Source organism: Micrococcus sp. GbtcB5 (assembly GCF_019091605.1).
Taxonomy (GTDB): Bacteria; Actinomycetota; Actinomycetes; order Actinomycetales; family Micrococcaceae; genus Micrococcus; species Micrococcus luteus.
Window position 1 is genome coordinate 1 of sequence record NZ_JAGXJK010000003.1, and the last position, 26422, is coordinate 26422.

The 26422-nt window shown below is 73.7% G+C and carries 25 protein-coding genes; 18 read left to right on the forward strand and 7 right to left on the reverse strand.

The window, feature by feature from the left end; all coding sequences use genetic code 11:
* The first annotated feature begins 638 nt into the window (after positions 1-638).
* Positions 639-1784, forward strand: coding sequence for a non-hydrolyzing UDP-N-acetylglucosamine 2-epimerase (gene wecB, locus KVS67_RS01560; RefSeq protein ID WP_217564723.1), 1146 nt, complete (start codon positions 639-641; stop codon positions 1782-1784).
* A gap of 94 nt (positions 1785-1878) precedes the next feature.
* On the opposite strand, the gene KVS67_RS01565 is transcribed toward wecB, so the two are convergent.
* Positions 1879-3183, reverse strand: coding sequence for an MFS transporter (locus tag KVS67_RS01565; RefSeq protein ID WP_217564724.1), 1305 nt, complete (start codon positions 3181-3183; stop codon positions 1879-1881).
* 71 nt (positions 3184-3254) lie between these two features.
* Between KVS67_RS01565 and ftsY the strand changes: the two genes are divergently transcribed.
* From ftsY to KVS67_RS01650, 17 genes are all read left to right on the forward strand, one after another.
* Positions 3255-4463 (forward strand): signal recognition particle-docking protein FtsY, encoded by a 1209-nt coding sequence (gene ftsY / locus KVS67_RS01570; protein ID WP_217564725.1) that lies wholly within the window; start codon positions 3255-3257, stop codon positions 4461-4463.
* A 195-nt stretch (positions 4464-4658) separates the two neighbouring features.
* On the forward strand, positions 4659-5921 hold the full coding sequence (locus tag KVS67_RS01575; protein ID WP_217564726.1) for an ammonium transporter: 1263 nt from the start codon (positions 4659-4661) through the stop codon (positions 5919-5921).
* A 123-nt stretch (positions 5922-6044) separates the two neighbouring features.
* Positions 6045-7631, forward strand: coding sequence for a signal recognition particle protein (ffh, locus tag KVS67_RS01580; protein WP_020628323.1), 1587 nt, complete (start codon positions 6045-6047; stop codon positions 7629-7631).
* 200 nt (positions 7632-7831) lie between these two features.
* A complete protein-coding gene (gene rpsP / locus KVS67_RS01585; protein ID WP_049146048.1) occupies positions 7832-8254 on the forward strand; it encodes a 30S ribosomal protein S16 in 423 nt (140 codons plus the stop codon).
* A 2-nt stretch (positions 8255-8256) separates the two neighbouring features.
* Positions 8257-8496: an RNA-binding protein gene (locus KVS67_RS01590; protein ID WP_029248213.1), complete on the forward strand. Its 240-nt coding sequence runs from the start codon at positions 8257-8259 to the stop codon at positions 8494-8496.
* Positions 8497-8600: 104 nt separating this feature from the next.
* Positions 8601-9203, forward strand: coding sequence for a ribosome maturation factor RimM (rimM, locus tag KVS67_RS01595; protein ID WP_217564727.1), 603 nt, complete (start codon positions 8601-8603; stop codon positions 9201-9203).
* A 3-nt stretch (positions 9204-9206) separates the two neighbouring features.
* The gene (trmD, locus tag KVS67_RS01600; protein ID WP_217564728.1) at positions 9207-9953 is read left to right on the forward strand and encodes a tRNA (guanosine(37)-N1)-methyltransferase TrmD; all 747 of its coding nucleotides are present in this window, start codon (positions 9207-9209) and stop codon (positions 9951-9953) included.
* 248 nt (positions 9954-10201) lie between these two features.
* Positions 10202-10555: a 50S ribosomal protein L19 gene (gene rplS, locus KVS67_RS01605; RefSeq protein WP_002853821.1), complete on the forward strand. Its 354-nt coding sequence runs from the start codon at positions 10202-10204 to the stop codon at positions 10553-10555.
* A 36-nt stretch (positions 10556-10591) separates the two neighbouring features.
* The gene (gene lepB, locus KVS67_RS01610; protein WP_144919044.1) at positions 10592-11335 is read left to right on the forward strand and encodes a signal peptidase I; all 744 of its coding nucleotides are present in this window, start codon (positions 10592-10594) and stop codon (positions 11333-11335) included.
* Entirely contained in the window at positions 11332-11931 is a 600-nt protein-coding gene (gene lepB / locus KVS67_RS01615) for a signal peptidase I (RefSeq protein ID WP_217564729.1), read from the forward strand. The genes lepB (KVS67_RS01610) and lepB (KVS67_RS01615) overlap by 4 nt, the downstream gene beginning before the upstream one ends.
* Positions 11928-12680 (forward strand): ribonuclease HII, encoded by a 753-nt coding sequence (locus tag KVS67_RS01620; RefSeq protein ID WP_141843067.1) that lies wholly within the window; start codon positions 11928-11930, stop codon positions 12678-12680. The genes lepB (KVS67_RS01615) and KVS67_RS01620 overlap by 4 nt, the downstream gene beginning before the upstream one ends.
* A 116-nt stretch (positions 12681-12796) precedes the next feature.
* Positions 12797-13120 (forward strand): DUF2469 domain-containing protein, encoded by a 324-nt coding sequence (locus KVS67_RS01625; protein ID WP_002853817.1) that lies wholly within the window; start codon positions 12797-12799, stop codon positions 13118-13120.
* A gap of 134 nt (positions 13121-13254) precedes the next feature.
* The gene (locus KVS67_RS01630; protein ID WP_036312824.1) at positions 13255-13674 is read left to right on the forward strand and encodes a YraN family protein; all 420 of its coding nucleotides are present in this window, start codon (positions 13255-13257) and stop codon (positions 13672-13674) included.
* Positions 13671-15275: a YifB family Mg chelatase-like AAA ATPase gene (locus KVS67_RS01635; protein WP_036312821.1), complete on the forward strand. Its 1605-nt coding sequence runs from the start codon at positions 13671-13673 to the stop codon at positions 15273-15275. The genes KVS67_RS01630 and KVS67_RS01635 overlap by 4 nt, the downstream gene beginning before the upstream one ends.
* The gene (locus tag KVS67_RS01640) at positions 15272-16540 is read left to right on the forward strand and encodes a DNA-processing protein DprA (RefSeq protein ID WP_036312818.1); all 1269 of its coding nucleotides are present in this window, start codon (positions 15272-15274) and stop codon (positions 16538-16540) included. Before KVS67_RS01635 ends, KVS67_RS01640 begins: the two co-directional genes overlap by 4 nt.
* A gap of 57 nt (positions 16541-16597) precedes the next feature.
* Entirely contained in the window at positions 16598-17638 is a 1041-nt protein-coding gene (locus tag KVS67_RS01645) for a tyrosine recombinase XerC (protein WP_060974133.1), read from the forward strand.
* A gap of 170 nt (positions 17639-17808) precedes the next feature.
* On the forward strand, positions 17809-18312 hold the full coding sequence (locus KVS67_RS01650; RefSeq protein WP_060974028.1) for a DUF3145 domain-containing protein: 504 nt from the start codon (positions 17809-17811) through the stop codon (positions 18310-18312).
* A 34-nt stretch (positions 18313-18346) separates the two neighbouring features.
* Here the strand turns inward: KVS67_RS01650 and fabF are convergent, their stop codons facing one another.
* The 6 genes from fabF to aceE all read right to left on the reverse strand — a co-directional run bounded on the left by fabF (position 18347) and on the right by aceE (position 26265).
* On the reverse strand, positions 18347-19591 hold the full coding sequence (fabF, locus tag KVS67_RS01655) for a beta-ketoacyl-ACP synthase II (RefSeq protein WP_041103123.1): 1245 nt from the start codon (positions 19589-19591) through the stop codon (positions 18347-18349).
* A 176-nt stretch (positions 19592-19767) separates the two neighbouring features.
* Positions 19768-20013, reverse strand: a complete 246-nt coding sequence (locus tag KVS67_RS01660) for an acyl carrier protein (protein ID WP_010078906.1) — start codon at positions 20011-20013, stop codon at positions 19768-19770.
* A 61-nt stretch (positions 20014-20074) separates the two neighbouring features.
* Entirely contained in the window at positions 20075-21127 is a 1053-nt protein-coding gene (locus KVS67_RS01665) for a beta-ketoacyl-ACP synthase III (protein ID WP_060974029.1), read from the reverse strand.
* Positions 21128-21159: 32 nt separating this feature from the next.
* Positions 21160-22083, reverse strand: a complete 924-nt coding sequence (locus tag KVS67_RS01670; protein WP_036340154.1) for an ACP S-malonyltransferase — start codon at positions 22081-22083, stop codon at positions 21160-21162.
* Between the two features lie 104 nt (positions 22084-22187).
* Positions 22188-23390: a CdaR family transcriptional regulator gene (locus tag KVS67_RS01675; protein WP_060974030.1), complete on the reverse strand. Its 1203-nt coding sequence runs from the start codon at positions 23388-23390 to the stop codon at positions 22188-22190.
* Positions 23391-23514: 124 nt separating this feature from the next.
* Positions 23515-26265: a pyruvate dehydrogenase (acetyl-transferring), homodimeric type gene (gene aceE, locus KVS67_RS01680; RefSeq protein WP_063190367.1), complete on the reverse strand. Its 2751-nt coding sequence runs from the start codon at positions 26263-26265 to the stop codon at positions 23515-23517.
* Between the last annotated feature and the right edge of the window lie 157 nt (positions 26266-26422).

Sequence of the window (26422 nt, forward strand, 5' to 3'; positions counted from 1 at the left end):
TGTCAATGCGGCGCTGGTCATCTGGAACATGGACACACCCACGATGACGAAGGCGACGAAATTGTCCATTCCGTGGTCGAAACGCAAAAGCAAACCGAAGATCAGCCAGTAGAAGATCGCGTCGAGCATTGGGCGAAGGATGAGCCATACCGACCCGAGACGACTGTCGTCGTCTCCTGTGACGAGCCGTCCTCGGGACTGCCACCAGATGAAGTGTCGGCGTTGCCAGAGCTCCACCAGATAGCGGCGAGGGGCAGGGCGACCTGTGACAGGTGAGAGGTGCGAAGCGTCACCATAAGCCTGGACGGCCGCGGCGCGGAACGCGCTGGCGACGGGTTCGGAGGGTCGTCTTGGTCGCCGTGTGGTCATCGGTTCGCGCCTGCCTTTCTGAGCGTGGGCCACCCGAGTGGGGGACCGGCCGTCGATGCGGGACTTCTCTTGACGGTGCCCCACGACGGCGATGCCGCGCGCGGGAGGCGCGTCGACCGCCTCCTTAGTGTAGGAGACGGCGGCGCGGGAACGCGGCTGCTGAGGGGGTCGGATTGTTGGCTTCGACTATGGTGAAGCCGTCTGGAGGTCCCGCCGCTTGGACTTGATCTCCTCCCCTTTGAGCCGTCGTCGATGCAGCGAGGAACACCGTGAAGAAAATCATGCCCATCTACGGAACCCGCCCGGAGGCGATCAAGGTGGCCCCCATCGTCAAGGCGCTGCAGGCCGACGAGCGGTTCGAGTGCGTGGTGACCGTCACGGGGCAACACCGCGAGATGCTGGACCAGGTCAACGAGCTGTTCGGTATCGTCCCGGACCACGACCTCAACATCCTCCAGCCCCGGCAGACCCTCAACGGCGTGTTTGCCCGCACCCTGGACGGGCTCGACGCCGTCCTGGAGCAGGAGCGGCCGGACGCCGTCGTGGTCCAGGGCGACACCACGACCTCGACGGCGGGCGCCGTCGCCGCCTTCAACCGCGGCATCCCCGTGGTCCACGCCGAGGCGGGCCTGCGCAGCTTCGACATCCTCTCCCCGTTCCCGGAGGAGGCCAACCGCAAGATCACCAGCCAGATTTCGGCGCTGCACCTGCCCCCGACCACCGTGAGCCGGGACAACCTGCTGCGTGAGGCCGTGGCCGCGGAGGATATCTACGTCACGGGCAACACCGTGATCGACGCGCTGCTGGAGGCCGTCAGCCACCAGGTGCCGTTCGAGGACGAGCGTCTGGCCGAGCTGGAGGCGTCCGGCCGTCGCGTCGTCCTGGTGACGACCCACCGGCGCGAGAACCAGGGCGACGCGATGCGCGGCGTCGGGCGCGCCCTGGCCCGCCTGGCCGCGGACCACCCGGAGGTCACCTTCGTGCTGCCGGCGCATCGCAACCCGGTGGTTCGCGAAGCGATCCTTCCCGAGATCGAGGGCCGCGAGAACGTGCTCGTGACCGAGCCCCTGGCCTACGGCGAGTTCACCCACCTGCTGTCCGTGGCCACTGTCGTGCTGACGGACTCCGGCGGCGTCCAGGAGGAGGCCCCGTCCCTGGGCAAGCCCGTCCTCGTGATGCGCGAGAACACCGAGCGTCCCGAGGCCGTGACCGCCGGCACCGTGCGTCTGATCGGCACGGACGAGGAGGTCGTGGTCACCGAGGTCACCCGCCTGCTGACGGATGAGGCCGCGTACACCGCGATGTCCCAGGCCGTGAACCCCTACGGCGACGGCCGCGCGGCGGAGCGCACGGTCTCGGCGATCGCCGAGCTGCTCGGCGTGGGCGAGCGGCTGCCGGCCTTCGACGGCGCCTGAGCCGCACCACACCCCCGGACGGGGACACCCACCCCGTCGACGTCACGAGGCCGCCGTCCCCGCGGGGACGGCGGCCTCGTGCGTGCCCCCGACTTCACCCGTCCTCGCGCGGGGTCACCCGGGCGTCCTCCGGGCGGACCAGCGGCAGGGACCCGGTGCGGGGTCCGCCGGGCACGATCGGCAGGTTGGTCTCCGGGGCGCGCCACCACGCGAGCGCGCCGAGCAGGATGACGCCGCCGGTGAGCACGAACGCCCACCCGTAGCCGGCGGTGTCCACCACGAGGCCGGCCAGCAGCGGGCCGGAGATGGCGCCCAGGTCGGCGGACATCTGGGCGGTGGACATCACAGCGCCGGAGCGCCGTCCCTGGCCCACGACGTCGGCGATGGCCGCCTGCTGCGGGGCGTTGAGGGTGCCCGTGCCGGCGCCGGCCAGCAGGCACGCGAGCAAGAAGGACAGCGGTGAGGTCATCCAGCCGATCACCCCGGTGGTGACGGCCATGACGAGCAGGCCCGCCAGGATCAGCGGACGGCGTCCATGCCGGTCGGACAGCCGCGAGCTGAACGTCACGGCGGTGACGTTGCCGAGCGCGAACACGGACAGGGCCAGGCCCGCCATGAGCGCGCCGTCCACCTGCCAGCCCAGCAGCCCCGTGCCGGCGAACGCGGTGGCCGCGAACAGGGGCATCACCGAGTTGCGCACCCCGAACGTCGCCCAGCCGTTGGCGAAGAAGGAGACCAGCGCGGCTCGGTAGGACGGGTTGGCCAGGGCCTCCCGGACCGGCATGGCGGGGCGGACGTCGCGGACGGCGCGGTCCGCGAGCCGGGTGTCCTTGAGCAGGAAGAACACGAGGGCCGCCGCCACCACCAGGGAGCTGCCGTAGATGAGGAACGGGGCCCGGTACCCGAACACGGCCAGGGCGGAGCCCACGATCGGCCCCACGATGTTGCCGATCAGAAAGGCGGACGCGTAGGCGCCTGAGATCCTGCCGCGCATCGTGGGCGGGGACTTCCGGGCCAGGAACGCCATCGCGGACACGGTGAACAGGGTGGAGCCGATGCCGCCGATCGCGCGGAAGAGGATCAGCTGCGGGAAGGTCTGCGCGAAGGCGATCAGGAACATGGACGCGGCCACGATCAGCACGCCCGTCATGTACACGGGCGTCTCGCCGAGCCGGTTCGTCAGCTTGCCGGAGACCGGGGCGAACAGGAGGCGGGTCAGCCCGAACGCGGACACGACGGCGGCCACCCCGACGGCGGACGCGTCGAACGTCGCCGCGTACTGCGGCAGCAGCGGGGCGATGATGCCGAAGCCGATCGCGATGATGAACGCGGCGGCGACGAGGACCTTGATCTCACGGGGCAGGGGGACCCGCGAGGAGCGGGCGGACGACGACGGCATGACCGCCATCCTCGCACGGTGCCGGGTGTGCAGCCCGGGGCGGGCGAGGGCCCGTGTGACAGACTGGGCCCGTGGAAATCGTGCTCATAGTCTCAGTCGTGGCCGCCCTGCTGCTGGGCGGCGTGCTCGTCGGCCTGCTGGATCGGCGCCCCGCCCCGCCGAAGGGCTCGTACCAGGGAGTGCGGGACGCGGACGACCCGCGCCCGAGTCCGCGGCACGCGGCCCCGTCGGGCTCCACCGCCGTCCTGGAACGCCCCGAGGTCGACGAGGCGCCGCCCGTCGTCGCCGAGCCGGAGCCCGCCGTCGTCGAGGAGGCGGAGACCGCCCCGGCCAAGCCCGAGTACGAGCGGCCCGAGGCCGCCGGCTCGCGCCTGGCCCGCCTGCGGGCCCGCCTGCTCAAGTCCAACAACGTCTTCGGCAAGGGCCTGCTGGCGCTGCTGTCCCAGGACCTCATCGACGACGACGTGTGGGACGAGATCGAGGAGACGCTGCTGATGGCGGACCTCGGCACCGAGCCCACCCTGGAGCTCGTCGACCGTCTCAAGGCCCGCGTCACGGTCGAGGGCACGCGTGACCCCGAGCAGGTGCGCACCCTGCTGCGCGAGGAGCTCGTGGCGATGGTGGACCCCTCGATGGACCGCCGTCTCGCCGCGACCCGCAAGGGCGACCGCCCCGCCGTGACCATGGTCGTGGGCGTCAACGGCGTCGGCAAGACCACCACCGTGGGCAAGCTCGCCCGTGTGCTCGTGGCGGAGGACCGCACCGTCGTGCTCGGCGCCGCGGACACCTTCCGCGCCGCCGCCGCCGAGCAGCTCGCCACGTGGGGCGCCCGCGTGGGCGTCGAGACCGTCCGCTCCGAGAAGGAGGGCGCCGACCCGGCGTCCGTCGCCTTCGAGGCCGTGGAACGCGGCATCGCCGAGGGCGTCGACGTCGTGCTCGTGGACACCGCGGGCCGTCTGCAGAACAAGGCCAACCTCATGGACGAGCTCGGCAAGATCAAGCGCGTCATCGAGAAGCAGGCCGAGGTGGACGAGGTCCTGCTCGTCCTCGATGCCACCACCGGCCAGAACGGCCTGACCCAGGCGAAGGTGTTCGCCGAGGTCGTGGACGTCACGGGCATCGTGCTGACCAAGCTGGACGGCACCGCCAAGGGCGGCATCGTGATCGCCATCCAGCGCCAGCTCGGCGTGCCCGTCAAGCTGATCGGCCTCGGCGAGGGCCCCGACGACCTCGCACCGTTCACCGCGGAGGGCTTCGTGGACGCGCTGCTGGCCGACTGACGCCCCGCACCCCGGTCCAGGGCCCCTCCCGACGACGTCGGGAGGGGCCCTTCCCTGTCACGGAGACGTCATCAATGTGTGGTGCGGCCCACTCCTCCGGTACCGTCCCTCCATCGGCCCCGATCGGGGCCGGGCAGCGACGCCGCGGGACGGGCGTTCGCCCCCGGCTCGCGGCCCGGACCGAAGGAGACCCCCATGGAGGAGTCGAACGTCCTGGACGCAGGGACAGTGTGGATGGTGACGAGCGCGGCGATGGTCCTGCTCATGACACCCGGACTGGCCATCTTCTACGGCGGCATGACCCGCGCGAAGTCCTCGCTCAACATGATCATGATGTCCTTCGTCTCGATGGGCCTCGTCGGCGTCGTCTGGGTCCTGTGGGTCCACGGGATGACCGGCGGCGACGGGTGGGCCGGGGTGGTGGGGAACCCTGCCGCTGACCTCGGGCTGACCGGCACGATGGCCGAGGGCGGGCTCGTCGCGGCGGCCTACGGCGCCACCTTTGCGATCATCGCGGTCGCCCTCATCTCCGGCGCGGTGGCCGACCGCTTCAAGTTCGTCACGTGGTGCGTCTTCGTGCCCGTCTGGACCACCGTCGTCTACGCCCCGCTGGCCTACATGGTGTGGGGCGGCGGGCTCCTCTCCGAGGACGGCGCCATCGGCGCCCGCCTGGGGGAGGCCCTCGACTTCGCCGGTGGCCTCGTGGTGCACATCAGCGCCGGCGTGGCCGCCCTCGTGCTCGCGCTGATGCTGGGCAAGCGCCACGGCTTCGGCGTGGACCCCGGCCACCGGCCGCACAACGTCCCGTTCACCATGCTCGGCGCGGCCCTGCTGTGGTTCGGCTGGTTCGGGTTCAACGGGGGCGCGGCGGGCGGTGTCGACGAGCTCGGACTGATCTGGGTGGACACCCTCGCCGCCGGCGCCGCCGGCATGCTCGGCTGGGTGTTCGTGGAGTGGCTGCGCCGCGGGCGGCCCACCTCGATCGGCACCGCATCCGGGATCGTCTCGGGCCTGGTCGCCATCACGCCCGCGTGCGCCTATGTGAGCCCCCTGGGGGCCGTGGTGATCGGTCTGGTCTCCGGTGCGGCCAGCGCGCTCGCGGTCAACCTCAAGTACCGCCTCGGCTTCGACGATTCGCTCGACGTCGTCGGCGTGCACCTCACCTCCGGCATCCTGGGCACCGTGCTGATCGGCTTCTTCGCCCTGCCAAACGAGGGCCGGGCGGGCCTGTTCTACGGCGGAGACGCCGGTCTCCTGGTGGCCCAGACGGTGGCCGTGCTCGTCGCCGTGGTCTTCACCGCCGTGGTGACCACGGCCATCGCCCTGGTCCTGCGCGGGACCATGGGCCTGCGGGTGAGCAAGGAGGACGAGGAGCGGGGCGTCGATCTGACCCTGCACGACGAGTCGGCCTACGACGTCGGCTTCGGCGGGGTGCCCGTCCCCGCCGAGGCGCGGTGAGCCGCCGCGGACGGGTGAGGCCGGTCGGTTGCTAGGCTTGGCGGGCGCCGCGGTGGATGCCGCGGCGCCCGCGACCGACCGCGTCCGGATCAGTCGACCCCGCTTCGAAGGATCACACCCGCCGTGTTCAACTCCCTGTCCGACCGCCTCACAGCCACCTTCCGCAGCCTCAAGGGCAAGGGGCGGCTGAGCGAGGCGGACATCGACGCCACCGCACGCGAGATCCGCCGCGCCCTCCTGGACGCCGACGTCGCCGTGCCCGTGGTCCGCCAGTTCATCGCGCAGATCAAGGAGCGCGCCCTCGGCGCCGAGGTGGCCCAGGCCCTGAACCCGGGCCAGCAGGTCGTGAAGATCGTCAACGAGGAGCTCGTGGGCATCCTCGGCGGCGAGACCCGGCGCATCCAGCACGCCAAGACGGGCACCACCGTCATCATGCTCGTGGGCCTGCAGGGCGCCGGCAAGACGACCCTCGCCGGCAAGCTCGCCCACCTGCTCAAGTCCCAGGGCCACACCCCGCTGCTCGTGGCCTGCGACCTCCAGCGCCCGAACGCCGTGAAGCAGCTGCAGGTCGGCGGCGAGCGCGCCGGCGTCCCGGTCTACGCGCCGCACCCCGGCGTCTCCTCCGAGTTCGAGGCCGCCACCGGCGACCCGGTGCAGGTGGCCCGTGACGGCGTCGCCGAGGCCAACACGAAGTACCACGACGTGGTCATCATCGATACCGCCGGCCGCCTCGGCGTGGACGCCGAGCTCATGCAGCAGGCCGCGGACATCCGCGCCGCCGTGGACCCGGACGAGGTGCTCTTCGTCATCGACGCGATGATCGGCCAGGACGCCGTCGCCACGGCCCAGGCGTTCAACGAGGGCGTCGGCTTCACCGGCGTCGTGCTCACCAAGCTCGACGGCGACGCGCGCGGCGGCGCCGCGCTGTCCGTCCGCCACGTGACCGGCAAGCCGATCATGTTCGCCTCCACGGGTGAGGGCCTGAAGGACTTCGAGGTCTTCCACCCGGACCGCATGGCCTCGCGCATCCTCGACATGGGCGACGTGCTCTCCCTGATCGAGCAGGCCGAGCAGAACTGGGACCGCAGCGAGGCCGAGAAGATGGCCCGCAAGTTCGCGGACCAGGAGGACTTCACCCTCGACGACTTCCTCGCCCAGATGCAGCAGCTCAAGAAGATGGGCTCGCTGAAGAAGATGCTCATGATGATGCCGGGCGCCCAGGGCATGCGGCAGCAGCTCGAGCAGTTCGACGAGTCGTCGATCGGCCGCGTCGAGGCGATCATCCACTCGATGACCCCGCACGAGCGCGTGGCCCCCAAGATCATCAACGGCTCGCGCCGTGCCCGCATCGCCCGCGGCTCGGGCGTGAGCGTGTCCGAGGTCAACGGCCTGCTCGAGCGCTTCGCCGAGGCGCAGAAGATGATGAAGCGCATGGCCGCCGGCGGTGGCATCCCGGGCATGCCCGGGATGCCGGGCGGCGCCTCCCGCAAGACGAAGGGCAAGGGCAAGAACGCGAAGCGCGATCGCGTGAAGTCCGGCAACCCGGCCAAGGCCGCGGCCGAGCGCAAGGCGATCGAGGAGCGGCGCGCCCGCGCCGCCCAGGCGCAGGCCGGGGCGGTGTTCGGCCGCGACGGCGCGGGCATGGAGGGCTTCGACCCGTCCACCCTCAACCTGCCGGCGGGCTTCGAGAAGTACCTCAAGGACCGCTGAGCCGCCCGCTGCTCGGTCGCGGCGCGCCGGGTGTGCACCGGCCCGCCCGATCTGGCAGAATGGCACGGTACTGAGCGTGAGCCCGGACGACCCTCTATCCTCCGCTGCGCTCCGTTCCGTGTGCCAGGTCGTCGACGCCCGCTGCCCCCACGCGGCGTCGTGCCCCGGCCCCCCAGATCCACTGAAGGAGAACCACACTCGTGGCTGTCAAGATTCGTCTGAAGCGGTTCGGCAAGATCCGCGCCCCGTTCTACCGCGTCGTCGTCATGGACTCGCGCACCCGCCGCGATGGCCGTGCCATCGAGGAGATCGGCAAGTACCACCCCACCGAGGAGCCCTCGTTCATCGAGATCGACTCGGAGCGCGCCCAGTACTGGCTCTCCGTCGGCGCCCAGCCGACCGAGCAGGTCGCCGCGCTGCTGAAGGTCACCGGTGACTGGCAGAAGTTCAAGGGCGAGTCGGGCGCCGAGGGCACCCTGAAGTCCAAGTCCGAGAAGGAGGCCTTCGTGGCCCCCGAGAAGGGCTCGGTCATCCTGCCGGAGGAGCCGAAGCAGGAGGAGGCCCCGGCCGAGTCCGAGGAGGCCGCTGAGGCTCCGGCCGAGGACGCCGAGAAGTCCGAGTGACCATGCTGACCGAGGCCCTCGAGCACCTGGTGCGCGGCATCGTGGACACGCCCGAGGCGGTCCGCGTGGACGCCCGCTCCCAGCGGCGCGGCGACATGCTGGAGGTCCGCGTGGCCCCCGAGGACCTGGGTCGCGTGATCGGCCGCCAGGGTCGCACCGCCACCGCGCTGCGCACCGTGCTGGACGGCCTGGCCGGCCACCCCGTCCGCGTGGACGTGGTGGAGACCGACCGCCGCTCCTGACGGCCCGTGACGCACGGCCCGCCCGCCCCTCACCGGGCCGGCGGGCCGTCGTCGTCTGCGGCCCCGCCCCCTCCCGCCACCGACCGTCCCACCCAGGAGAGCCCATGAGTCCCGCAGCCCAGGACGACCTCGTCCGCGTCGCCCGCATCGGCAAGCCGCACGGCATCCGCGGCGAGGTGACCGTGCAGGTCTTCACCGACGACCCGGACGCCCGCTTCGCCCCCGGCGAGCGACTCGTGGTGCGCGACGGCGCCCCGGGCCTGCCGGCGGAGCTCACCGTCACCCGGGCCCGGTGGAACAAGCAGATCCTCGTGGTCGGCTTCGCCGAGTCGCCGGACCGCAACGTCGCCGAGACCCTGCGCGGCGCCCAGCTGTTCGCCGTTCCCGCCGCGCCCGAGGAGTCCGACGAGTGGTACGAGGAGGACCTCGTCGACCTCGAGGTGCGGGTCGACGGCGCGCGGGTCGGCGTCGTCACCGCCCTGACCACCGGGGCGGTCCAGGACCTGCTGCACGTCGCCCTGGACGGCGTGGAGGAGGAGGCCCTGGTGCCCTTCGTCGAGGAGATCGTCCCGGAGATCGACCCCGAGGCCGGCGTGCTCGTGCTGACCCCGCCGCCGGGGCTGCTCGAGCTCGCCACCGGCGTCGACGAGGACGCCGCAGACGGGCCCGCCGTGGCACGCCCCGCCGATGCGGATGCGGAGGACTGAGCGGTGCGCTTCGACGTCGTCACGATCTTCCCCGAGTACTTCGCGGTGCTCGACGTCTCGCTGCTGGGCCGTGCCCGCCGCGAGGGACTCGTGGACGTGCACGTCCACGACCTGCGCGACTTCACCTTCGACCGGCACCGCACCGTGGACGACACGCCCTACGGTGGCGGCGCCGGCATGGTGATGAAACCGGAGCCGTGGGCGCTCGCGCTCGAGCACGTGGCGGCCCAGGGGCCCGTGTCACCGGCCCCCGCCGAGTCGTCGTCGGCGGAGCCGGGGGTCCGCCCCGTGCTGCTCGTGCCGACGCCCTCGGGGGAGCGCTTCACCCAGCGGTTCGCCCGGGAACTGGCGGGCCGGGAGCACGTGGCGATCGCGTGCGGCCGCTACGAGGGCATCGATGAGCGCGTCTTCGGCTGGGCCGAGGAGCTCTTCGAGGTGCGGCTGGTCTCGCTGGGCGACTACGTGCTCAACGGCGGCGAGGTCGCGGCGCTGGCGATGATCGAGGCCGTCGGCCGCCTCGTGCCGGGCGTTGTGGGCAACCCGGCCTCGCTCGTCGAGGAGTCCCACGAGGACGGCCTGCTGGAGTACCCGGTCTACACCAAGCCCGCGGACTGGCGGGGCCGTGCGGTGCCGCCCGTGCTGCTCTCGGGCGACCACGGCAAGGTCGCGGCCTGGCGTCGGGCCCAGCAGGAGGAGCGCACGCGCGAGCGGCGACCGGACCTGTGGGCGGCGTACGGCTCTGAGGCCTGACCCGCCGCGCCCGACGGGCCGGAGGGGCGTCGCGACGTCGTCGGCTGTGGCATAATGGATCCTCGTGTCCGCCGGACGCCCGACCTGCCACAGGGGGCGCGCGTCAACGGATCGGACCCCGGGACCGCACCCCACGTGCGGAGCCCGGCCCTCGGCTCGGGACCCGGCCCCCTCGTCATGCGGACGTGGACGGGCCGTGCGCCCGCATACCACGCGGTTGACCTGTGGCATCCGCCAGGAGAGACGACATGCACATTCTCGACTCGTTCGACAAGAAGACGCTGCGCGACGACATCCCGGAGTTCGCCCCCGGCGACACCGTCAAGGTGCACGTGAACATCATCGAGGGCAAGACCGCCCGCGTCCAGGTGTTCCAGGGCTACGTCATGGGCCGTCAGGGCTACGGCGTGCGCGAGACCTTCCGCGTCCGCAAGGTGTCCTTCGGCATCGGCGTGGAGCGCGTGTTCCCGGTGCACTCCCCGGTCATCGACAAGATCGAGGTCGTCACCAAGGGCGACGTGCGCCGCGCGAAGCTGTACTACATGCGCGACCGCCACGGCAAGGCCGCCCGCATCCGCGAGAAGCGCGCCGACGCCAAGTGATCATCCCGGTCGGCCCCGCCGACCGGTGATCGACCCATGCGCACCTCGGAGCCCCGTGACCCCCGCCGGTCACGGGGCTCCGTCGCGTCCGGGGCCGGCTCCTCCTCGGGCCCGACGGCGGCCCCCGCCTCCGGCGCGAGCCGCTGGTGGGCGTGGCTCGGCCTGACCGTGGTGGCCGCCGTCGTGGTGGCCGCGGTGCTGCGAGCCCTCACCGGCCCCGTCTACCTCATCCCCTCCGGGTCGATGGAGCCGACCCTGCAGCCCGGCGACCGCGTGCGGGTGGACGCCGCCGCGGCCGGCGGGCAGGGCCTGCACCACGGCGACGTGGTGGTGTTCGACGGCGCCGGCAGCCTGGCGCCGTACCGTTCGGCCGGATCGCTCGAGCGCGGCCTCGAGGACGTCGCCCGGTGGTGGGGTGTCGGCGCGGCCGAGGACGTCTTCGTCAAGCGCGTGCTGGCCCTGCCGGGGGACCGCCTCGAGTGCTGCGCCCCGGACGGCCGGCTGCTGCGCAACGGCGAGCCGCTGGACGAGCCGTATCTCGGCAGGCCCGTGACCGCAGACGAGCCGGCCGCGGCGGGGACCTGGTCCTTCGAGGTGCCCGACGGGCGCATGGTCGTCCTGGGCGACCACCGCGCCGCCTCCCGGGACTCCCGCGCACTGCTGGGCGCCCCCGGCGGCGGGCTGATCCCGCTCGAGCGGGTCGAGGGCCGGGCCGCGGAGATCGTGTGGCCCCTGTCCCGCCGCGGGACCGTGGACGCCCCCTCCGGGGACACGCCGTGACCGGGCGTCGCACCGCGCTGATCGCCGCCGCCGTGACCGTGCTCGCCTGCGTGCTGGCGTGGGCCTTCCTGGCGCGCATGTACGCCATCCCGTCCTCGTCCATGGAGCCCGGGCTGCAGGCCGGCGACCGCGTGGTCGCCACGCTGCTCACCCCCGATCCGTTCCCGGTGCGCCGCGGTGACGTGGTGGTGTTCGACGACACGAAGGGCTGGCTGCCCGGGGGCGGCCACGTGATCAAGCGGGCCGTCGGGCTGCCGGGGGACACCGTCTCCTGGACGCCCGGCGAGGAGACGCTGCGCGTGAACGGGGTGCCCGTCGACGAGCCGTACCTCGCGCCGGGGGAGACGCCCGCGCAGGAGGCGTTCGAGGTGACCGTCCCCGCGGGGCGGCTGTGGGTGCTCGGCGACCATCGCTCGGCGTCGGCGGACTCCCGCGCGCACCGCGCCGGGCCCGGGGGCGGGTTCGTGGCCCTCGACGACGTGGTGGGCCGCGCCCGGTTCGTGGTCTGGCCGCTGGACCGGATCGGCGGCGCCGGTGCCGACCCCGACGCGTTCGCCGCCGTGCCGGACGCGCCCGCGCCAGAGGAGCGCACGTGACCCCCCGCGGAAGCGGTGGTCGGCCGACGGTGCGCGCCGGCCTGGACGTCGAGGCGGGACTGGCCGCGCCGGTCCTCGCCGCGCGGGGAGTGGACCGGGTGCTCGTGGCGGGCATGGACGAGGTGGGCCGGGGCGCGCTGGCCGGGCCCGTCGTCGTCGGGGTGTGCGCCGCGTGGCTGCCCGCCGCGGGGCAGATCCCTCCGGTGCGCGACTCCAAGGCGCTCACGGACCGACGCCGGCGCGCCCTGGTCCCGCAGATCGAGGACTGGGCGGCCGGGGTGGCGCTGGGCGAGGCCGGCCCCGCGGAGATCGACGCGCTGGGGATCTCGGCGGCCCTCGGCCTCGCCGGGCGACGGGCGTGGGCGGCGCTGTGCGCCGCGGTGGGGCAGGAGCCGGTCGCCCTCGTGCTCGACGGCCGGGACGACTGGCTGAGCCGCTCCGATCCCGACGCCGGCCCCGCGCCCGCGCCGCGCCCGCTGCCGCCCGAGCCCACGATGCTGGTGCGGGCCGAGGACCGGTGCGCGACGGTGGCGGCCGCGTCGATCGCCGCGAAGGTGGCCCGCGACGACGTCATGATCGCCCTCGACGCGGCGCACCCGGGGTACGGATGGGCCGGGAACAAGGGGTACGGCTCAGCCGCGCACCGGGCCGCCCTGGCCGAGCGCGGGGCGAGCGAGCAGCACCGGCGCAGCTGGAACCTCGGGCTGCCGGGCGCGCCCGCGCAGGCGCCGCCCACGCTGTTCGACTGAGCCCCCGGGGCCGGGCGAGGCCGCCCGTTCGACGTGCGACCCCCGGACGGGGGAGGATGGAGGCCGTGCGTGCCCGGACTGTCGCGGGTGCGCGGCGAACACTGAGGAGGCATGTCATGAGCGCAGACGACGTCGAGGACTTCGAGGCCGAGGCCGAGCTGCTGCTCTACCGCGAATACCGGGACGTGGTGGGCCTGTTCCGCTACGTCGTGGAGACCGAGCGGCGCTTCTACCTCGCCAACGACGTGCGGCTGACGCCCCGCCAGGCGGACGGGGACGTGTTCTTCGAGATCCTGCTCGAGGACGCCTGGGTGTGGGACGTGTACCGCACGCAGCGGTTCATCAAGCGCGTGAAGGTGCTGACCTTCAAGGACGTGAACATCGAGGAGCTGCCCACCGAGGACCTGACGGTCCCGCCGGACGGCCAGCTGCCGAGCTGACCCACCCCTGAGCGGTCCAGAGGACGGGACGCAGACGTCCACTCCTGCACAGGCGTCCGGCCCCGCACAATCCCCGCCGCCGCCCACCCCGCGGCCTCGCCCGGGACCACCCTGGTGCCCAGGAGGTGGTCGGGATGACGGGGACCGCGGAACAGATCGGGGCGCAGCCGCCCGGAGAGAGGCGCGCCAGCCGCGCGCACACGGCGCTGGGCCGGTTCGGTGAGGACGCCGCCGCGCGCTGGCTCGCCGAGCGCGGCTACGTGATCGCCGACCGCAACTGGCGGGGCGAGGCCGGAGAGCTGGACATCGTGGCCCACCACGCCGGCTGGTGGGTGGGCGTCGAGGTGAAGACCCGCTCGGGCCTGGCCTTCGGCGACCCGTTCGAGTCGATCGACCGGCGCAAGCTCACCCGGCTGCACCGCCTCACCGCGGCGTGGGTGCGGGCCCACGCCGCGGACCGCCGGGGCACGCCCTGGCGCGTCGACGCCGTCGCCGTGCTGGTGCCGCGCACGGGAGGGATCCGCTTCGACCTGCTGCAGGACGTGCGGCCGTGAGCGGCATCGGACGCACCCGCTCCATCACGCTGGCGGGTCTGCGCGGGGAGGTCGTGCACGTCGAGGCGGACATCGCCCAGTCCCTGCCCGGGTTCACCCTCCTCGGCCTGCCGGACCAGGCGCTGCAGGAGAGCCGGGACCGCATCCGCTCCGCCGCGCGCAACGCCGGACTGCCCCTGACCCGGCGGCACCTGACCGTGAACCTGCTGCCGGCGGGGGTGCACAAGCGGGGTGCGTGCCACGACCTGGCGATCGTCCTGGCGGCCTACGCCGCGGACGGGCGGGTGCGGAACGTCGAGGGGCCCGTGTTCCTGGCCGAGCTCGGCCTCGACGGCGCCCTGCACCGCTCGCCGGAGACCGTGGCGATGGTGATGGCCGCCGTCGACGCGGGGTGCTCCGAGGTGGTCGTCGCCGAGGATGCGGAGGCCGAGGCCCGACTGGTCCCCGGCGCCGAGGTCCGCGGCTTCGCCCATCTGCACGACGTCATCCGCGCCTTCGGCGGGGAACCGGACGGAGAGCCGCCCCACCGCCCGGCCCGACGGCAGGTGACAGCCCCGGAACCGGAGCCGGCCCGTGCGGTGCCCGACCTCGCCGAGGTCGCCGGACAGGCCGAGGCCCGGTTCGCGCTCGAGGTCGCAGCCGCCGGCGCCCACCACCTGCTGCTCATGGGCGCCCCGGGGGCGGGCAAGACCATGCTCGCCGAGCGCCTGCCCGGAATCCTGCCTCCCCTGGACCGGCGCACCGCGCTCGAGTGCGCCGCCCTGCGCTCCCTCCGCGGCGGCGACGCCCGTGTCCGGCGCAGGGGCGGGACGGCCCAGGGGTTCGACGGTGACATCGACCGGACCCCGCCGTTCGAGGCACCCCACCACTCGGCGTCCCGCTCGGCCCTCGTGGGCGGCGGCAGCGGCCTCGCCCGGCCGGGAGCGGCCTCCCTCGCCCACGGCGGCGTGCTGTTCCTGGACGAGGCCCCCGAGTTCGAACGGCGCACCCTCGAGGCGCTGCGCCAGCCCCTCGAGTCCGGGGAGGTGCTGCTGCACCGGGCCCTCGGCGCCGTCGTCTACCCGGCCCGGTTCCAGCTGGTGCTGGCCGCCAACCCCTGCCCGTGCGGCAAGGGCGGCGGCACGGGCGTCGAATGCCGGTGCAGCGTGCCCGAACGCCGGCGCTACGCCCAGCGGCTCTCCGGGCCGCTGCTGGATCGCGTCGACCTGCAGGTCACCGTACGGCCCGTCGACGCGCGGCAGCTCACGGGGGCGCCCGCCTCCGAGACCACGTCGCAGGTGGCCGCCCGGGTCGCCGCGGCCGCCGACCGGCAGGCTCGGCGCTGGGCCGCCGCCGCCGAGCGCGGGCTCGTCCCGTCCGGGCTGCGCCGCAACGCGCACGTCCCCGCCGGGGTGCTGCGGCACGGCCCGTACGCCGTGCCCCGGGCGGCCCGCCGGCCCGCGGACGACGCCGTCGACCAGGGCCTGCTGAGCGCGCGCGGCCACGCCCGCGTCCTGCGCCTCGCCTGGACCCTGGCAGACCTGCGCGGCGCCGAACGGCCCGCACCCGAGGACACCGACGTGGCACTCACGCTGCGCCACCAGAACGAGGAGGACGCATGACCACCTACGTCACCCCGGCGGCAGACCACGTCGCCGGGCCGCGCCGGCCGGACGCCGCCCGGCTCGCCCGCGCCGCCCTGACCCGGCTGGTCGAGCCCGGGGACGCGCTCGCGGTGCAGACCGTCACGGCGCTGGGGCCGGAGCGGGCGCTCGCCCTGCTCACGGGCCGGGAGACGATCCAGCCCGCCGAGCGCGATCTGCTCGCCGATCGCGCCGGCGCGCCCGACACGCTGCCCCGGCGCTGGGCCGCGGGGCTGGCCCGCTGGGCGCCCCGGGCCGCCCGGCTGGAGCCGGAGCGTGACCTCGTGACTCTGCACCGGCTCGGGGGAGGCCTGCTGATCCCCGAGGACGACGCCTGGCCCGCCGCCCTGGCGGACCTGGGCGAGGAGGCGCCCCTGGGCCTGTGGTTCCGCGGCTCCGGAACGCTGCCTCCCGCGGACCGGATGCTCGCCGTCGTCGGCAGCCGGGAGGCGACCGCGTACGGACGGACCGTGACCGCCCGCTGCGCCGCCCACGCCGTCCAGCAGGGCGCGTGCGTGATCTCCGGCGGTGCGTACGGCATCGACGGCGCCGCCCACCGGGCCGCGCTGCAGGCGCCCGCCGCACCGGAAGACGCGGCGGATCGCGACGGCGTCCCGCCCACGGTGGCGGTGCTGGCCGGCGGCCTCGACCGGTTCTACCCGGCCGGCCACGAGGACCTGCTTCGCGCGGTGATGGCCGCCGGGCTGCTCGTGTCCGAGATGCCGCCCGGTGCGAGTCCCACGCGGTACCGGTTCCTGCAGCGCAACCGGGTCATCGCCGCGCTCGCGGGGGCCGTGCTGGTGGTCGAGGCGCGCTGGCGGTCGGGAGCGCAGAACACGGCGGGCCACGCGTTCGGCCTCGGCCGCGAGGTGGGCGTGGTCCCCGGCCCCGTGACCTCGCCCAGCTCCGCCGGTTGCCACCGTCTGCTGCAGGAGAGCCCCGCCCGTCTCGTGACCACCGAGCAGGAGGCCCTCGCCCTGCTCGGCCAGGGGCCCGCCCGGAGCGGCGGCGCGGGCGGGAGCACCTCCACCCGGGCAGCTCCCGAGTCCGCCGCGCGGCCCACCGACGGGCTCACGATGGAGGAGGCCCTCGTCCACGAGGCGCTGCCCCTGCGCCAGGCGGTGCCCGTCGACCGGATCACCGTCAGCGCCGGGCTCGCGCTGCCCACCGTCCTGGCGTGCCTGTCCCGGCTGCAGCGGGCGGGCCTGGCCGAACGGGTCGAGGACCGGTGGCGGCGGGGATGACCTCCGGCCGCGTGCTCCCGGGCGGCGCCGCCCTGGGGCGGATGGCAGAGTGGGGGGATGACCCCGTCGTCCTCCGTCCGTCCCGTCCCGGTCCCGCGCGCCCCCTCGCCCCGGGACACGGCCTGGCTCGAGGCGTTCGAGGAGCACCTGCGCCACGAGCGGAACCGCAGCCCCCAGACCGTGCGCGCGTACCTCGCCGATCTGCGCGCCCTCATCGACCACGTCGCCGGCACAGCCGGCACCGCGGCGGCGCCCGCCGTGGATGACGACGCCCCCGCTCGCCACGTGCCCAGCGCACCGGACGTCCTCGCCGAGCTGGACATCGAGGACCTGCGTGGCTGGTTGGCGGCCATGAGCGGGGCCGGCCTCGCCCGCGCGACCCTGGCCCGCCGGGTGGCCGCCGTCCGCACCTTCACGGCCTGGCTGCGCCGGGAGGGCCTGCGCTCGGACGACCCCGCCCTGCGGCTGCGCTCGCCCCGACCCGAGGGGACGCTGCCCCACGTGCTCCAGGAGCAGCAGGCGACCCGGCTCCTCGCGGCTGCCCAGGAGCGTGTGGACGCCGCCGCCGCGGGCGACGACCCTGCCGCCCACGCGCTGGCCCTGCGGGACGCCGCCCTGCTCGAGCTGCTCTACGCCACCGGCGCCCGGGTGGCCGAACTCTCCGCCCTGGACGTGGACGACCTCGAGGCCGGCCGCGGCGTCGTCCGGCTGACCGGCAAGGGAGACCGGCAGCGCACCGTCCCCTACGGCGCACCCGCGGGCCGCGCCCTCCAGGCGTGGCAGCGGCTCGGTCGCCCCCGCCTGGCCCGGCCGGACTCCGGCCCCGCCCTCTTCCTCGGCGCGCGCGGCGGCCGGCTGGGGGTGCGCCAGGCGCGCACCGTCGTCGACCGGGCGCTCGAGGGCCTGGGGGACACCGCGGCCCGCGGGCCGCACGCGCTGCGCCACACGGCCGCGACCCACCTCCTCGACGGCGGCGCCGACCTGCGCAGCGTGCAGGAGCTGCTGGGCCATGCATCCCTGCGCACCACGCAGGTCTACACGCACGTCTCGATCGATCGCCTCCGCGAGGGCTACCGGCAGGCCCACCCACGCGCCTGACGCTGCCCCGGAGCGCCCCCGGCCCCTCCCCTGCGCCACCGCGACACGCAGGGCGCCGCGCCGCCTCGTTGCCGGCCCAGCATCCCTGGTGCACAATGGCCCCAGGATCCACCGGAGCCGCGACGTGGTCGTAGGGGAAGACGCACCGCATCGCACCCTCGGAGGCATCCATGATCAGCACCCATACCCGCGGCGTGGTCCACATCCTCTCCGCCCCCACCGCCCTCTGCCCCCACGTGGAGTGGGCGCTGAGCTCCGTGCTCGGCCCCGCGACCTCGGTGGAGTGGGAGGGTCAGCCGGTCGCGCCCGGCCAGCACCGCGCCGAGGTGCACTGGACGGCGCCCGCCGGCACCGGCGCGCGTCTGGCCTCCGCCCTGCGTGGCTGGCCGCACCTGCGCTTCGAGATCACGGAGGAGCCGTCCGCCGGGGTCGACGGCTCGCGCTGGTCCCACACCCCGGACCTCGGCATCTTCCACGCCACCACGGATGTCTCCGGCAACATCATGGTCTCCGAGGACCGCATCCGGTACGCCTACGAGGCCGGCGCGGGCGACCCCAGCGTGCTGATGCACGAACTCTCCCTCGCGCTCGGCGAGGCCTGGGATGATGAGCTCGAGCCGTTCCGGCTGGCCGCCGCCCACGCCAACGTGCGCTGGCTGCACCGCGCCGTCTGAGCCTTCGTCCGGCCGACGCGGGCGGCGCTCCGGCTCAGACGCTGCGGAACACGGCCACCGCGTTGTGGCCGCCGAAGCCGAACGAGTTCTTCACGGCCACGCGCGGCCCCTCGGGCAGGCGGGCGGGGGAGCCGGTGACCACGTTCAGCGGGATCTCCGGGTCCTGGTGGTCCAGGTTGATGGTCACGGGCGCCTGGCCGTGGTGGACGGCGAGCACGGACAGGATCGACTCGATCGCACCCGAGGCGCCCAGCAGGTGGCCGGTCTGGGACTTCGTGGCCGAGACCTGCACCTGGTCCAGGTGATCGCCGAACACGGCCCGCATGGCCAGGTACTCCGGCGCGTCGCCCTTCGGTGTGGACGTCGCGTGGGCGTTCACGTGGCACACGTCCTCGGGGGTGATGTCGGCCGACCTCAGGGCGGCGCGCATCGCACGGGTCGCGCCCAGGCCCTCGGGCTCGGGCGCGGTGATGTGGTGGGAGTCGGAGCTGACGCCCGCGCCGGCCAGCTCGGCGTACACGCGCGCGCCGCGGGCCTTCGCGTGCTCCTCCGACTCGATCACCATGACGCCGGCGCCCTCGCCGAGGACGAAGCCGTCGCGGTCCACGTCGTAGGGGCGGGACGCGGCCTGCGGGTCGTCGTTGCGCTTGGACAGCGCCTGCATCGCGGCGAACGCGGCCATCGGCAGCGGGTGCACGGCGGCCTCGGCGGCGCCGCAGATCACGACGTCGGCCTGGCCGGAGCGGACGAGCAGCAGCGCGGTCTCGAGCGCCTCGGTGCCGGCGGCGCACGCGGACACCACCGTGCGGGCGCCGGCGCGGGCGCCGAACTCGAGGGAGAGCGCGCCGGCGGCGCCGTTGGGCATGAGCATCGGGACGGTCATGGGCAGCACGCGGCGCGGGCCGCGCTCGCGCAGGGTGTCCCAGCCGTCCAGGAGGGTCCACACGCCGCCGATGCCGGTGCCGAAGGCCACGGCGAGCCGGTCGCCGTCGACCTCCGCGCCCTCGAGGCCGGCGTCCTTCCAGGCCTCGCGCGCGGCGACGGTCGCCATCTGGGTGGCCGGGTCCTGGCGCTTCTGCTCCACCTTGGACAGGACCTCGGAGGTGGGCACGGCCAGCTCGGCCGCGAAGGTGACCGGCAGCTCGTACTTCTCCACCCAGTCGTGCTCCATGGTGCGCGCACCGGAGACGCCCTGCAGGGCATGGGACCAGAAGGTGGGCACGTCGCCGCCGATGGGCGTGGTGGCGCCGAGGCCGGTGATCACTGCGGTGCGGGTCATGGGTCTGCTGCCTCTGGGTCTCGAGTGGGGATCGGGCGGAGGGGTGTCGTCGGCACGATGCGCGGCGCTCGCCGGGGTGCCGGAAGTCGAGGGTGTCGGGGGCCGGGGGCGCTCACGCGCCCCCGGCGCTCACCGAGGGGACGGGACGGGCCGGGCCCGCCGCCGTCGTGGGCCGGTCAGGCCTGGGCGCCGTCGATGAAGTCGACGGCGTCCTGGACGGTCTTGAGGTTCTTGACCTCCTCGTCCGGGATCTTCACGCCGAACTTGTCCTCGGCGTTGACCACGATGGTCATCATCGAGATCGAGTCGATGTCCAGATCGTCCGTGAAGGACTTCTCCGGCTGCACCTCGGCGGTGTCGAGACCGGTCTCCTCGTTCACGATCTCGGCGAGGCCGGCGAGGATCTCTTCCTTGGAAGCCATGGGGCGTCTCCTTCGGTAGGGGTGTGAGGTGTACGTGGACAGTGAATCAGACGGCGCCGCCTCAGGGGAGGCGGACCACCTGGGCGCCGTAGACCAGCCCGGCGCCGAAGCCGATCTGCAGGGCCAGGCCGCCGGAGAGCTCGGGGTTCTCCTCCAGCAGACGGTGCATGGCCAGCGGGATGGACGCGGCCGACGTGTTGCCGGCGTCCGCGATGTCCCGGGCCACGACGACGGACTCCGGCAGCTTCAGCTGCTTGGCGAACTCGTCGATGATCCGCATGTTGGCCTGGTGCGGGATGAACGCGGCGAGGTCCTCGGGCTCCACGCCCGCGGCGTCGAGGGCCTCGCGGGCCACCTTCGCCATCGACCACACGGCCCAGCGGAAGACGGAGGGCCCGTCCTGGCGCAGCGTGGGCCAGAGCATCCCCTCCGCGCCGGTGATCGCCGAGGCGTCGCCCGTGGTGCGGGCGTGCTCCACGGCATCGCGCAGCTCCAGCTGCGAGTGCGTCATGGAGATCGTGGACCAGCGCTCCCCGTCCGAACCCCACACCGAGGGGGAGATGCCCGGCTCGTCCGCGGCCGACACGATCACGGCGCCCGCGCCGTCGCCCAGCAGGAAGGAGATGGAACGGTCCGTGGGATCCACGACGTCGGAGAGGCGCTCGACGCCGACCACGAGCACGTGCCGCGCGGTGCCGGAGCGCACGAGCGCGTCGGCCTGGGCCACGCCGTAGCAGTAGCCGGCGCACGCGGCGGAGACGTCGTAGGCGGGCGCCGGGGTGGCGCCGATCTCGTGCGCCACGAGGGCCGCGGCCGAGGGGGTGGCGTGCGGGAAGGTGACGGTCGAGACGATCACGGCGTCCAGGTCCGAGCCCTGCAGGCCGGCCCGCTCGAGGGCCTCCCGGGCGGCGCCCACGGCCATGACGGGCACGGTCTCCTCCGCCGTGGCGCGCTGGCGCGTGACGATGCCGGTGCGCTGGCGGATCCACTCGTCCGACGAGTCGATGGGGCCGATGAGGTCCTCGTTCGGGACCAGGTTCGCCGGGTGGTAGGCGCCCACGGCCACGATGCGGCTGGCCGCGGGGCGCTCGTGCTGCTTCAGGGTGACGGTCATGGTGCCTCTCTCTGCCGGGCGGTGCGCGGGGTTCAGGCCGAGTGCTCGGCCAGGAACGCCCGCGCGGCGTCCAGGTCCTCGGGGGTCTTCACGGCGAGCTGCGCTGTGCCCTTGAGGCCGCGCTTGGCCAGTCCGGTCAGTGTGCCACCGGGCAGCAGCTCCAGGACCCCCGTGACCTGCCGCGCGGCCATGGTCGCCATGCACAGGTCCCAGCGGACCGGGCGGGTGACCTGGTCCACGATCCGGGCGAGCACGTCCGTGCCGGACTCGACGGTCTCGCCGTCCCGGTTGGACAGCAGGGGCAGGCGCGGGTCCGAGGGGGAGAGGCCGGCGACGTGGGTCGCGAGGTCGTCCACGGCGGGGCGCATGTGCTCCGTGTGGAACGCACCGGCCACCTTGAGCGGGATCACGCGGGCGCGGGCGGGGGCGGACCCGGCGAGCGCGCCGAGGGCCTCCGCTGGGCCGGCGGCGACGATCTGGCCGGCGCCGTTGACATTGGCGGGCGTCAGGCCCGCCGCCTCGATGGCCGCGAGGACCTCGTCCTGGTCCCCGCCCACGACGGCGGCCATGCCCGTGGGCGTGGCCGCGGCGGCCCGGGCCATGCCGGTGGCGCGCACGCGCACCAGGGAGAGGGCCTCGGCGGGGGACAGCACGCCGGTGACGGCGGCCGCGGTGATCTCGCCCACGGAGTGGCCGGCCACGACGGTCGACTCCGGTGCGGCGGCATCCGCCTCGAGGGCCGCGGCGGCCACGAGGCCGGCCGCCACGATCAGCGGCTGGGCGACGGCGGTGTCCTTGATGGTCTCCTCGTCCGACTCAGTGCCGTGGCGGATCAGGTCCACGCCCGCGGCGTCGGAGAGGGATGCGAGCAGGTCGCGGGTCCCGTCCAGCTCGAGCCAGGGGGCGAGGAAGCCGGGCGTCTGGGACCCCTGTCCGGGGCACACGATGGCAAGCATTGCTCCATCGTGTCAGGATCGGCCGCCAGCCCGGGCAGATCGCGCCACGAAGCACGGCGAGTGGGTTTGGAGGGTTTCTACAAGTGGGGGGGCGCCGCCCCGGCTCAGTCCGAGCCTGTCCCGGTCGTCGGCCGCGCCCCCGCGAGCCGGCCCAGGGTGATCGCGGTCTGCAGGACGTACGCGTCGCGAGGGACCAGCGGGTCCCAGCCGGTCACCTCGGCCACCCGCTTGAGGCGGTACCGCACGGTGTTCGCGTGGACGAACAGCTCGCGGGCCGTGCCCTCGAGCGAGTGGCCCAGCGCGCCGTACGCGTCCACGGTCTCCAGCAGGGAGGTGCCGGCGTCGGCCAGGGGCGTGAACACCCCGTCCACGAGGGCCTCCCGGGCCGTGGGGTCGCCCAGCAGCGCCCGCTCGGGCAGCAGGTCCTCCGCCGGGGTGGGCCGGCTCGCCCGGGGGTGGGCGGCCGCGGCGCTGAGCCCGGCGAGGGTGTGCCGCGCCGAGACGTGCGCCGAGACCAGCGAGTCCACGACGGGTCCCACGATCACCGGTCCCGGCGCGAACCAGGGCGCGAGCGCCTCGCCCACCGCCCGCGCGTCCCGCACCGAGCCGACCACGAGGACGAGCCGTTCGGACTGCACGCCCACGAGCAGGTCGCAGTCGAGCCTCGCCGCGGCCCGCCGCAGGTCCGGGATGAACGCGGGCTTGTCCTGCCCCGGGGCGAGACCCGCCATGACCATCACGTCGTGGTCCCCACGCCAGCCCAGCGCGGTGGCCCGGTGCCGGATCTCGTCCGGGTCCTGCCCGCGCAGCACCGCGTCCAGCAGGACCGACTCGAGCCGCGAGTCCATCGCTCCGCGCATCTCCGCGGCCCGGGCGTACACGTCTGCGAGCGCGAACGCGACCTCGCGCGAGTAGTGGAGGATGTGCTCGCGGACGGGCGCCTGGTCGCGCTCGGCCAGCAGCTCCGGCACCCGCGTCTCGACGACGTCCACCATCGTCCGGATGAGCTGGAGGGCCCGCTGCAGCGAGATCGCCCGGGTGAGATCGGTGGGCGCGGGCCCGAAGACGTCCTGCAGGACGTGGCCCGTGGAGGTGGGCCGCTCGAACCACGTGAGGAAGCCCTGCAGGGCGCGCTGGGCCACGAGCCCGAGGGCGCTGCGCTCGTCCGGGGTGAGTCGGCGGTACCAGGGCAGGGTGGCGTCCAGCCGCTGCAGCACCGCCGTGTTCAGGGCCCCCAGGTGGCTCCTGAGGCGGGCCAGCCCGTCGGTGCTCACGGGGCGAGGGGCGGCGGGGCGGGGCTCGGGCATGCGCTTCATCCTAGGCGCGTGTTGTGGGGTTCCTACAGCGACGACGCCGGCCGCTCGCCTCCCTGGCGGAGGCGAGCGGCCGGCGTCGGGACGGGAGGGCGTCGGCCTCCCCGCGGCATGCGGGTCAGGCGTCGCCGCCCGCGATGCCGGTGGTGCCGGCGTTGACGTCGTCCAGGCGGTACTTCTCGTGCGCCTTCGCGGCCGTGCCCCGCTCGACCTCGCCCTCCTCCTCGAGGAGCTGCAGCGCGCGGACCACCATCGAGTGAGTGTCGATGAGGAAGTACCGACGGGCGGCGGCGCGGGTGTCCGCGAAGCCGAACTCGTCGGCGCCGAGCGCCGAGAAGCGGTTCGGCACGAACGGGCGGATCTGGTTCGTCCACGAGGTGGAGTAGTCCGAGGTGGCCACGATCGGGCCCTCGGCCCCCTGCAGCGCCTGCGTCACGTAGGGCACGCGCGGGGTGGCGGACGGGTCCTTCAGGGCGTCCTTCTCCGCCGCGACGGCGTCGCGGTACAGCTCGTTGTAGGAGGTTACCGACCACACGGAGGCGTTCACGCCCCACTCCTCGGAGAGGATCCGCTGGGCGTCGAGCGCCCACGGCACGGAGACGCCGGAGCCCAGGAGCTGGACCTTCGGGCCGTCGCCCTGGCCCTCGGAGAGACGGTAAATGCCCTTGAGCAGGCCCTCCACGTCGAGGCCCTCGGGCTCCTCGATGTGGGTGATCGGCTCGTTGTACACCGTGAGGTAGTAGATGACGTTGCGGACGTCGTCCCCGCGGTCGTGGTCGCCGTACATGTCCTCCAGGCCCTGGCGCACGATGTGGGCGATCTCGTACGAGTACGCCGGGTCGTAGTGCTTCACGGCCGGGTTCGTGGACGCCAGGACGGGGGAGTGACCGTCCATGTGCTGGGTGCCCTCGCCGGCGAGGGTGGTGCGCCCGGCGGTGGCGCCGATCATGAAGCCGCGCGCGAGCTGGTCGCCTGCGGCCCAGATGTTGTCCGCGGTCCGCTGGAAGCCGAACATCGAGTAGAAGATGTACACCGGGATCATCGGCTCGCCGTGCGTGGAGTACGCCGTGCCGATCGCGTTGAACGCCGCGGTGGCGCCGTCCTCGTTGATGCCGACGTGGTAGATCTTCCCCTGCGGGGACTCCTTGTAGGACAGGAACAGGTCCCGGTCCACGGACAGGTAGTTCTGGCCCTTGGGGTTGTAGATCTTCGCGGTCGGGAAGAACGAGTCCATGCCGAAGGTGCGGGCCTCGTCCGGGATGATCGGCACGAAGCGCGGTCCCATGTTCTTGTCCCGCATCAGGTCCTTGAGCAGGCGCACGAACGCCATGGTCGTGGCGGCCTGCTGCTTGCCCGATCCCTTGCGGGCCTGCTTGTACGCGGACTCCGGGGGCAGCGGGATCGCGTGGTAGTCGCTGCGCCGCTCCGGCACGAAGCCGCCCAGCTCCTTGCGCCGCTCCATCATGTACGTGATCTCCGGGGCGTCGGCGCCCGGGTGGTAGTACGGGATGTTGTACGGGTCCTTCTCGATCTGCTCGTCCGAGATCGGGATGCGGTGGCGGTCCCGGAACACCTTGAGGTCGTCCACCGTCAGCTTCTTCATCTGGTGCGTGGCGTTGCGACCCTCGAAGGACTTGCCCAGGCCGTAGCCCTTGATGGTGTGGGCCAGGATCACGGTGGGCTGGCCCTTGTGCTCCATGGCGGCCTTGTAGGCGGCGTACACCTTCTTGTAGTCGTGGCCGCCACGCTTGAGGCCCCAGATCTCGTCGTCGGTCATGTCCGCCACCATCTCCTTGGTGACGGAGGACCGGCCGAAGAAGTGGTCGCGCACGAAGCCGCCGGACTCGGCCTTGTAGGTCTGGTAGTCGCCGTCGAGCGTCTCGTTCATGATGCGCACGAGCTCGCCCTCGTCGTCGGCCTCGAGCAGCGGATCCCACTCGCGGCCCCACAGGACCTTGATGACGTTCCAGCCGGCGCCCCGGAAGTAGGACTCCAGCTCCTGGACGATCTTGCCGTTGCCGCGCACCGGCCCGTCGAGACGCTGCAGGTTGCAGTTGATGACGAAGGTGAGGTTGTCGAGCTTGTCGTTGGCCGCGATGTGCAGCTGGCCGCGCGACTCCGGTTCGTCCATCTCGCCGTCGCCGAGGAAGGCCCACACGTGCTGGTCGGAGGTGTCCTTGATGCCGTTGTTGTGCAGGTACCGGTTGGTCTGCGCCTGGAAGATGGCGTTCATCGGCCCCAGGCCCATGGACACGGTGGGGTACTGCCAGAAGTGCGGCATCATCCGCGGGTGCGGGTAGGAGGGCAGGCCGTGGCCCTGGCGGGACTTCTCCTGGCGGAAGCCGTCGAGGTCCTCCTCGGTCAGGCGGCCCTCGAGGAACGCGCGGGCGTAGTTGCCCGGCGAGGAGTGGCCCTGGAAGAAGATGTGGTCGCCGCCGCCCGGGTGGTCCTGGCCGCGGAAGAAGTGGTTCAGGCCCACCTCGTAGAGGGTCGCCTGGCCTGCGTAGGAGGAGATGTGACCGCCGACGCCGACGCCGTCGCGCTGGGCGCGCTGCACGAGGGCCATGGCGTTCCACCGCAGGTAGTTGCGGTAGCGGCGCTCGAGCTCCTCGTCGCCCGGGTACTCCGGCTCCTGGTCCGCCGGGATCGTGTTCACGTAGTCCGTGGTGGTCACGTAGGGCAGGGCGACGGACTGGGCGCTCGCGCGCTGCATGAGGGAGCGCATGATGTACTGCGCCCGCTCCGTGCCGCGCTCCTCGATGAGTCCGTCGAGGGACTCGATCCACTCCGACGTCTCCTGGGGATCCTTGTCCGGGAGCTGGTCGGTCAGACCGCTGCGGATCTGCGAGCTCTCTTCGGCTGCGCTCACGGTGCCTCCTGGTTCTCGTGCGGAGGGGTGCTCCGCGGTGGGCTGCGGGCAGACGATCCGGTCCGGGCCCGCGACGCCGAGCCGGGCGCGTCGCCCGGAGAGTGCGTCTGTTCCTCCCCAGAGTAGACCGGAGCCGCCGCGTCCGCCCGGCCGGAGG

Bases quoted from the DNA above. Each gene is read 5' to 3' on its own strand.
- KVS67_RS01565 (WP_217564724.1), bottom strand. From the start codon at position 3,183: ATGCCGTCGTCGTCCGCCCGCTCCTCGCGGGTCCCCCTGCCCCGTGAG.
- KVS67_RS01575 (WP_217564726.1), top strand. From the start codon at position 4,659: ATGGAGGAGTCGAACGTCCTGGACGCAGGGACAGTGTGGATGGTGACG.
- KVS67_RS01590 (WP_029248213.1), top strand. From the start codon at position 8,257: ATGCTGACCGAGGCCCTCGAGCACCTGGTGCGCGGCATCGTGGACACG.
- rimM (WP_217564727.1), top strand. From the start codon at position 8,601: ATGAGTCCCGCAGCCCAGGACGACCTCGTCCGCGTCGCCCGCATCGGC.
- rplS (WP_002853821.1), top strand. From the start codon at position 10,202: ATGCACATTCTCGACTCGTTCGACAAGAAGACGCTGCGCGACGACATC.
- lepB (WP_144919044.1), top strand. From the start codon at position 10,592: ATGCGCACCTCGGAGCCCCGTGACCCCCGCCGGTCACGGGGCTCCGTC.
- KVS67_RS01625 (WP_002853817.1), top strand. From the start codon at position 12,797: ATGAGCGCAGACGACGTCGAGGACTTCGAGGCCGAGGCCGAGCTGCTG.
- KVS67_RS01630 (WP_036312824.1), top strand. From the start codon at position 13,255: ATGACGGGGACCGCGGAACAGATCGGGGCGCAGCCGCCCGGAGAGAGG.
- KVS67_RS01640 (WP_036312818.1), top strand. From the start codon at position 15,272: ATGACCACCTACGTCACCCCGGCGGCAGACCACGTCGCCGGGCCGCGC.
- KVS67_RS01645 (WP_060974133.1), top strand. From the start codon at position 16,598: ATGACCCCGTCGTCCTCCGTCCGTCCCGTCCCGGTCCCGCGCGCCCCC.
- KVS67_RS01650 (WP_060974028.1), top strand. From the start codon at position 17,809: ATGATCAGCACCCATACCCGCGGCGTGGTCCACATCCTCTCCGCCCCC.
- fabF (WP_041103123.1), bottom strand. From the start codon at position 19,591: ATGACCCGCACCGCAGTGATCACCGGCCTCGGCGCCACCACGCCCATC.
- KVS67_RS01660 (WP_010078906.1), bottom strand. From the start codon at position 20,013: ATGGCTTCCAAGGAAGAGATCCTCGCCGGCCTCGCCGAGATCGTGAAC.
- KVS67_RS01665 (WP_060974029.1), bottom strand. From the start codon at position 21,127: ATGACCGTCACCCTGAAGCAGCACGAGCGCCCCGCGGCCAGCCGCATC.
- KVS67_RS01670 (WP_036340154.1), bottom strand. From the start codon at position 22,083: ATGCTTGCCATCGTGTGCCCCGGACAGGGGTCCCAGACGCCCGGCTTC.
- KVS67_RS01675 (WP_060974030.1), bottom strand. From the start codon at position 23,390: ATGCCCGAGCCCCGCCCCGCCGCCCCTCGCCCCGTGAGCACCGACGGG.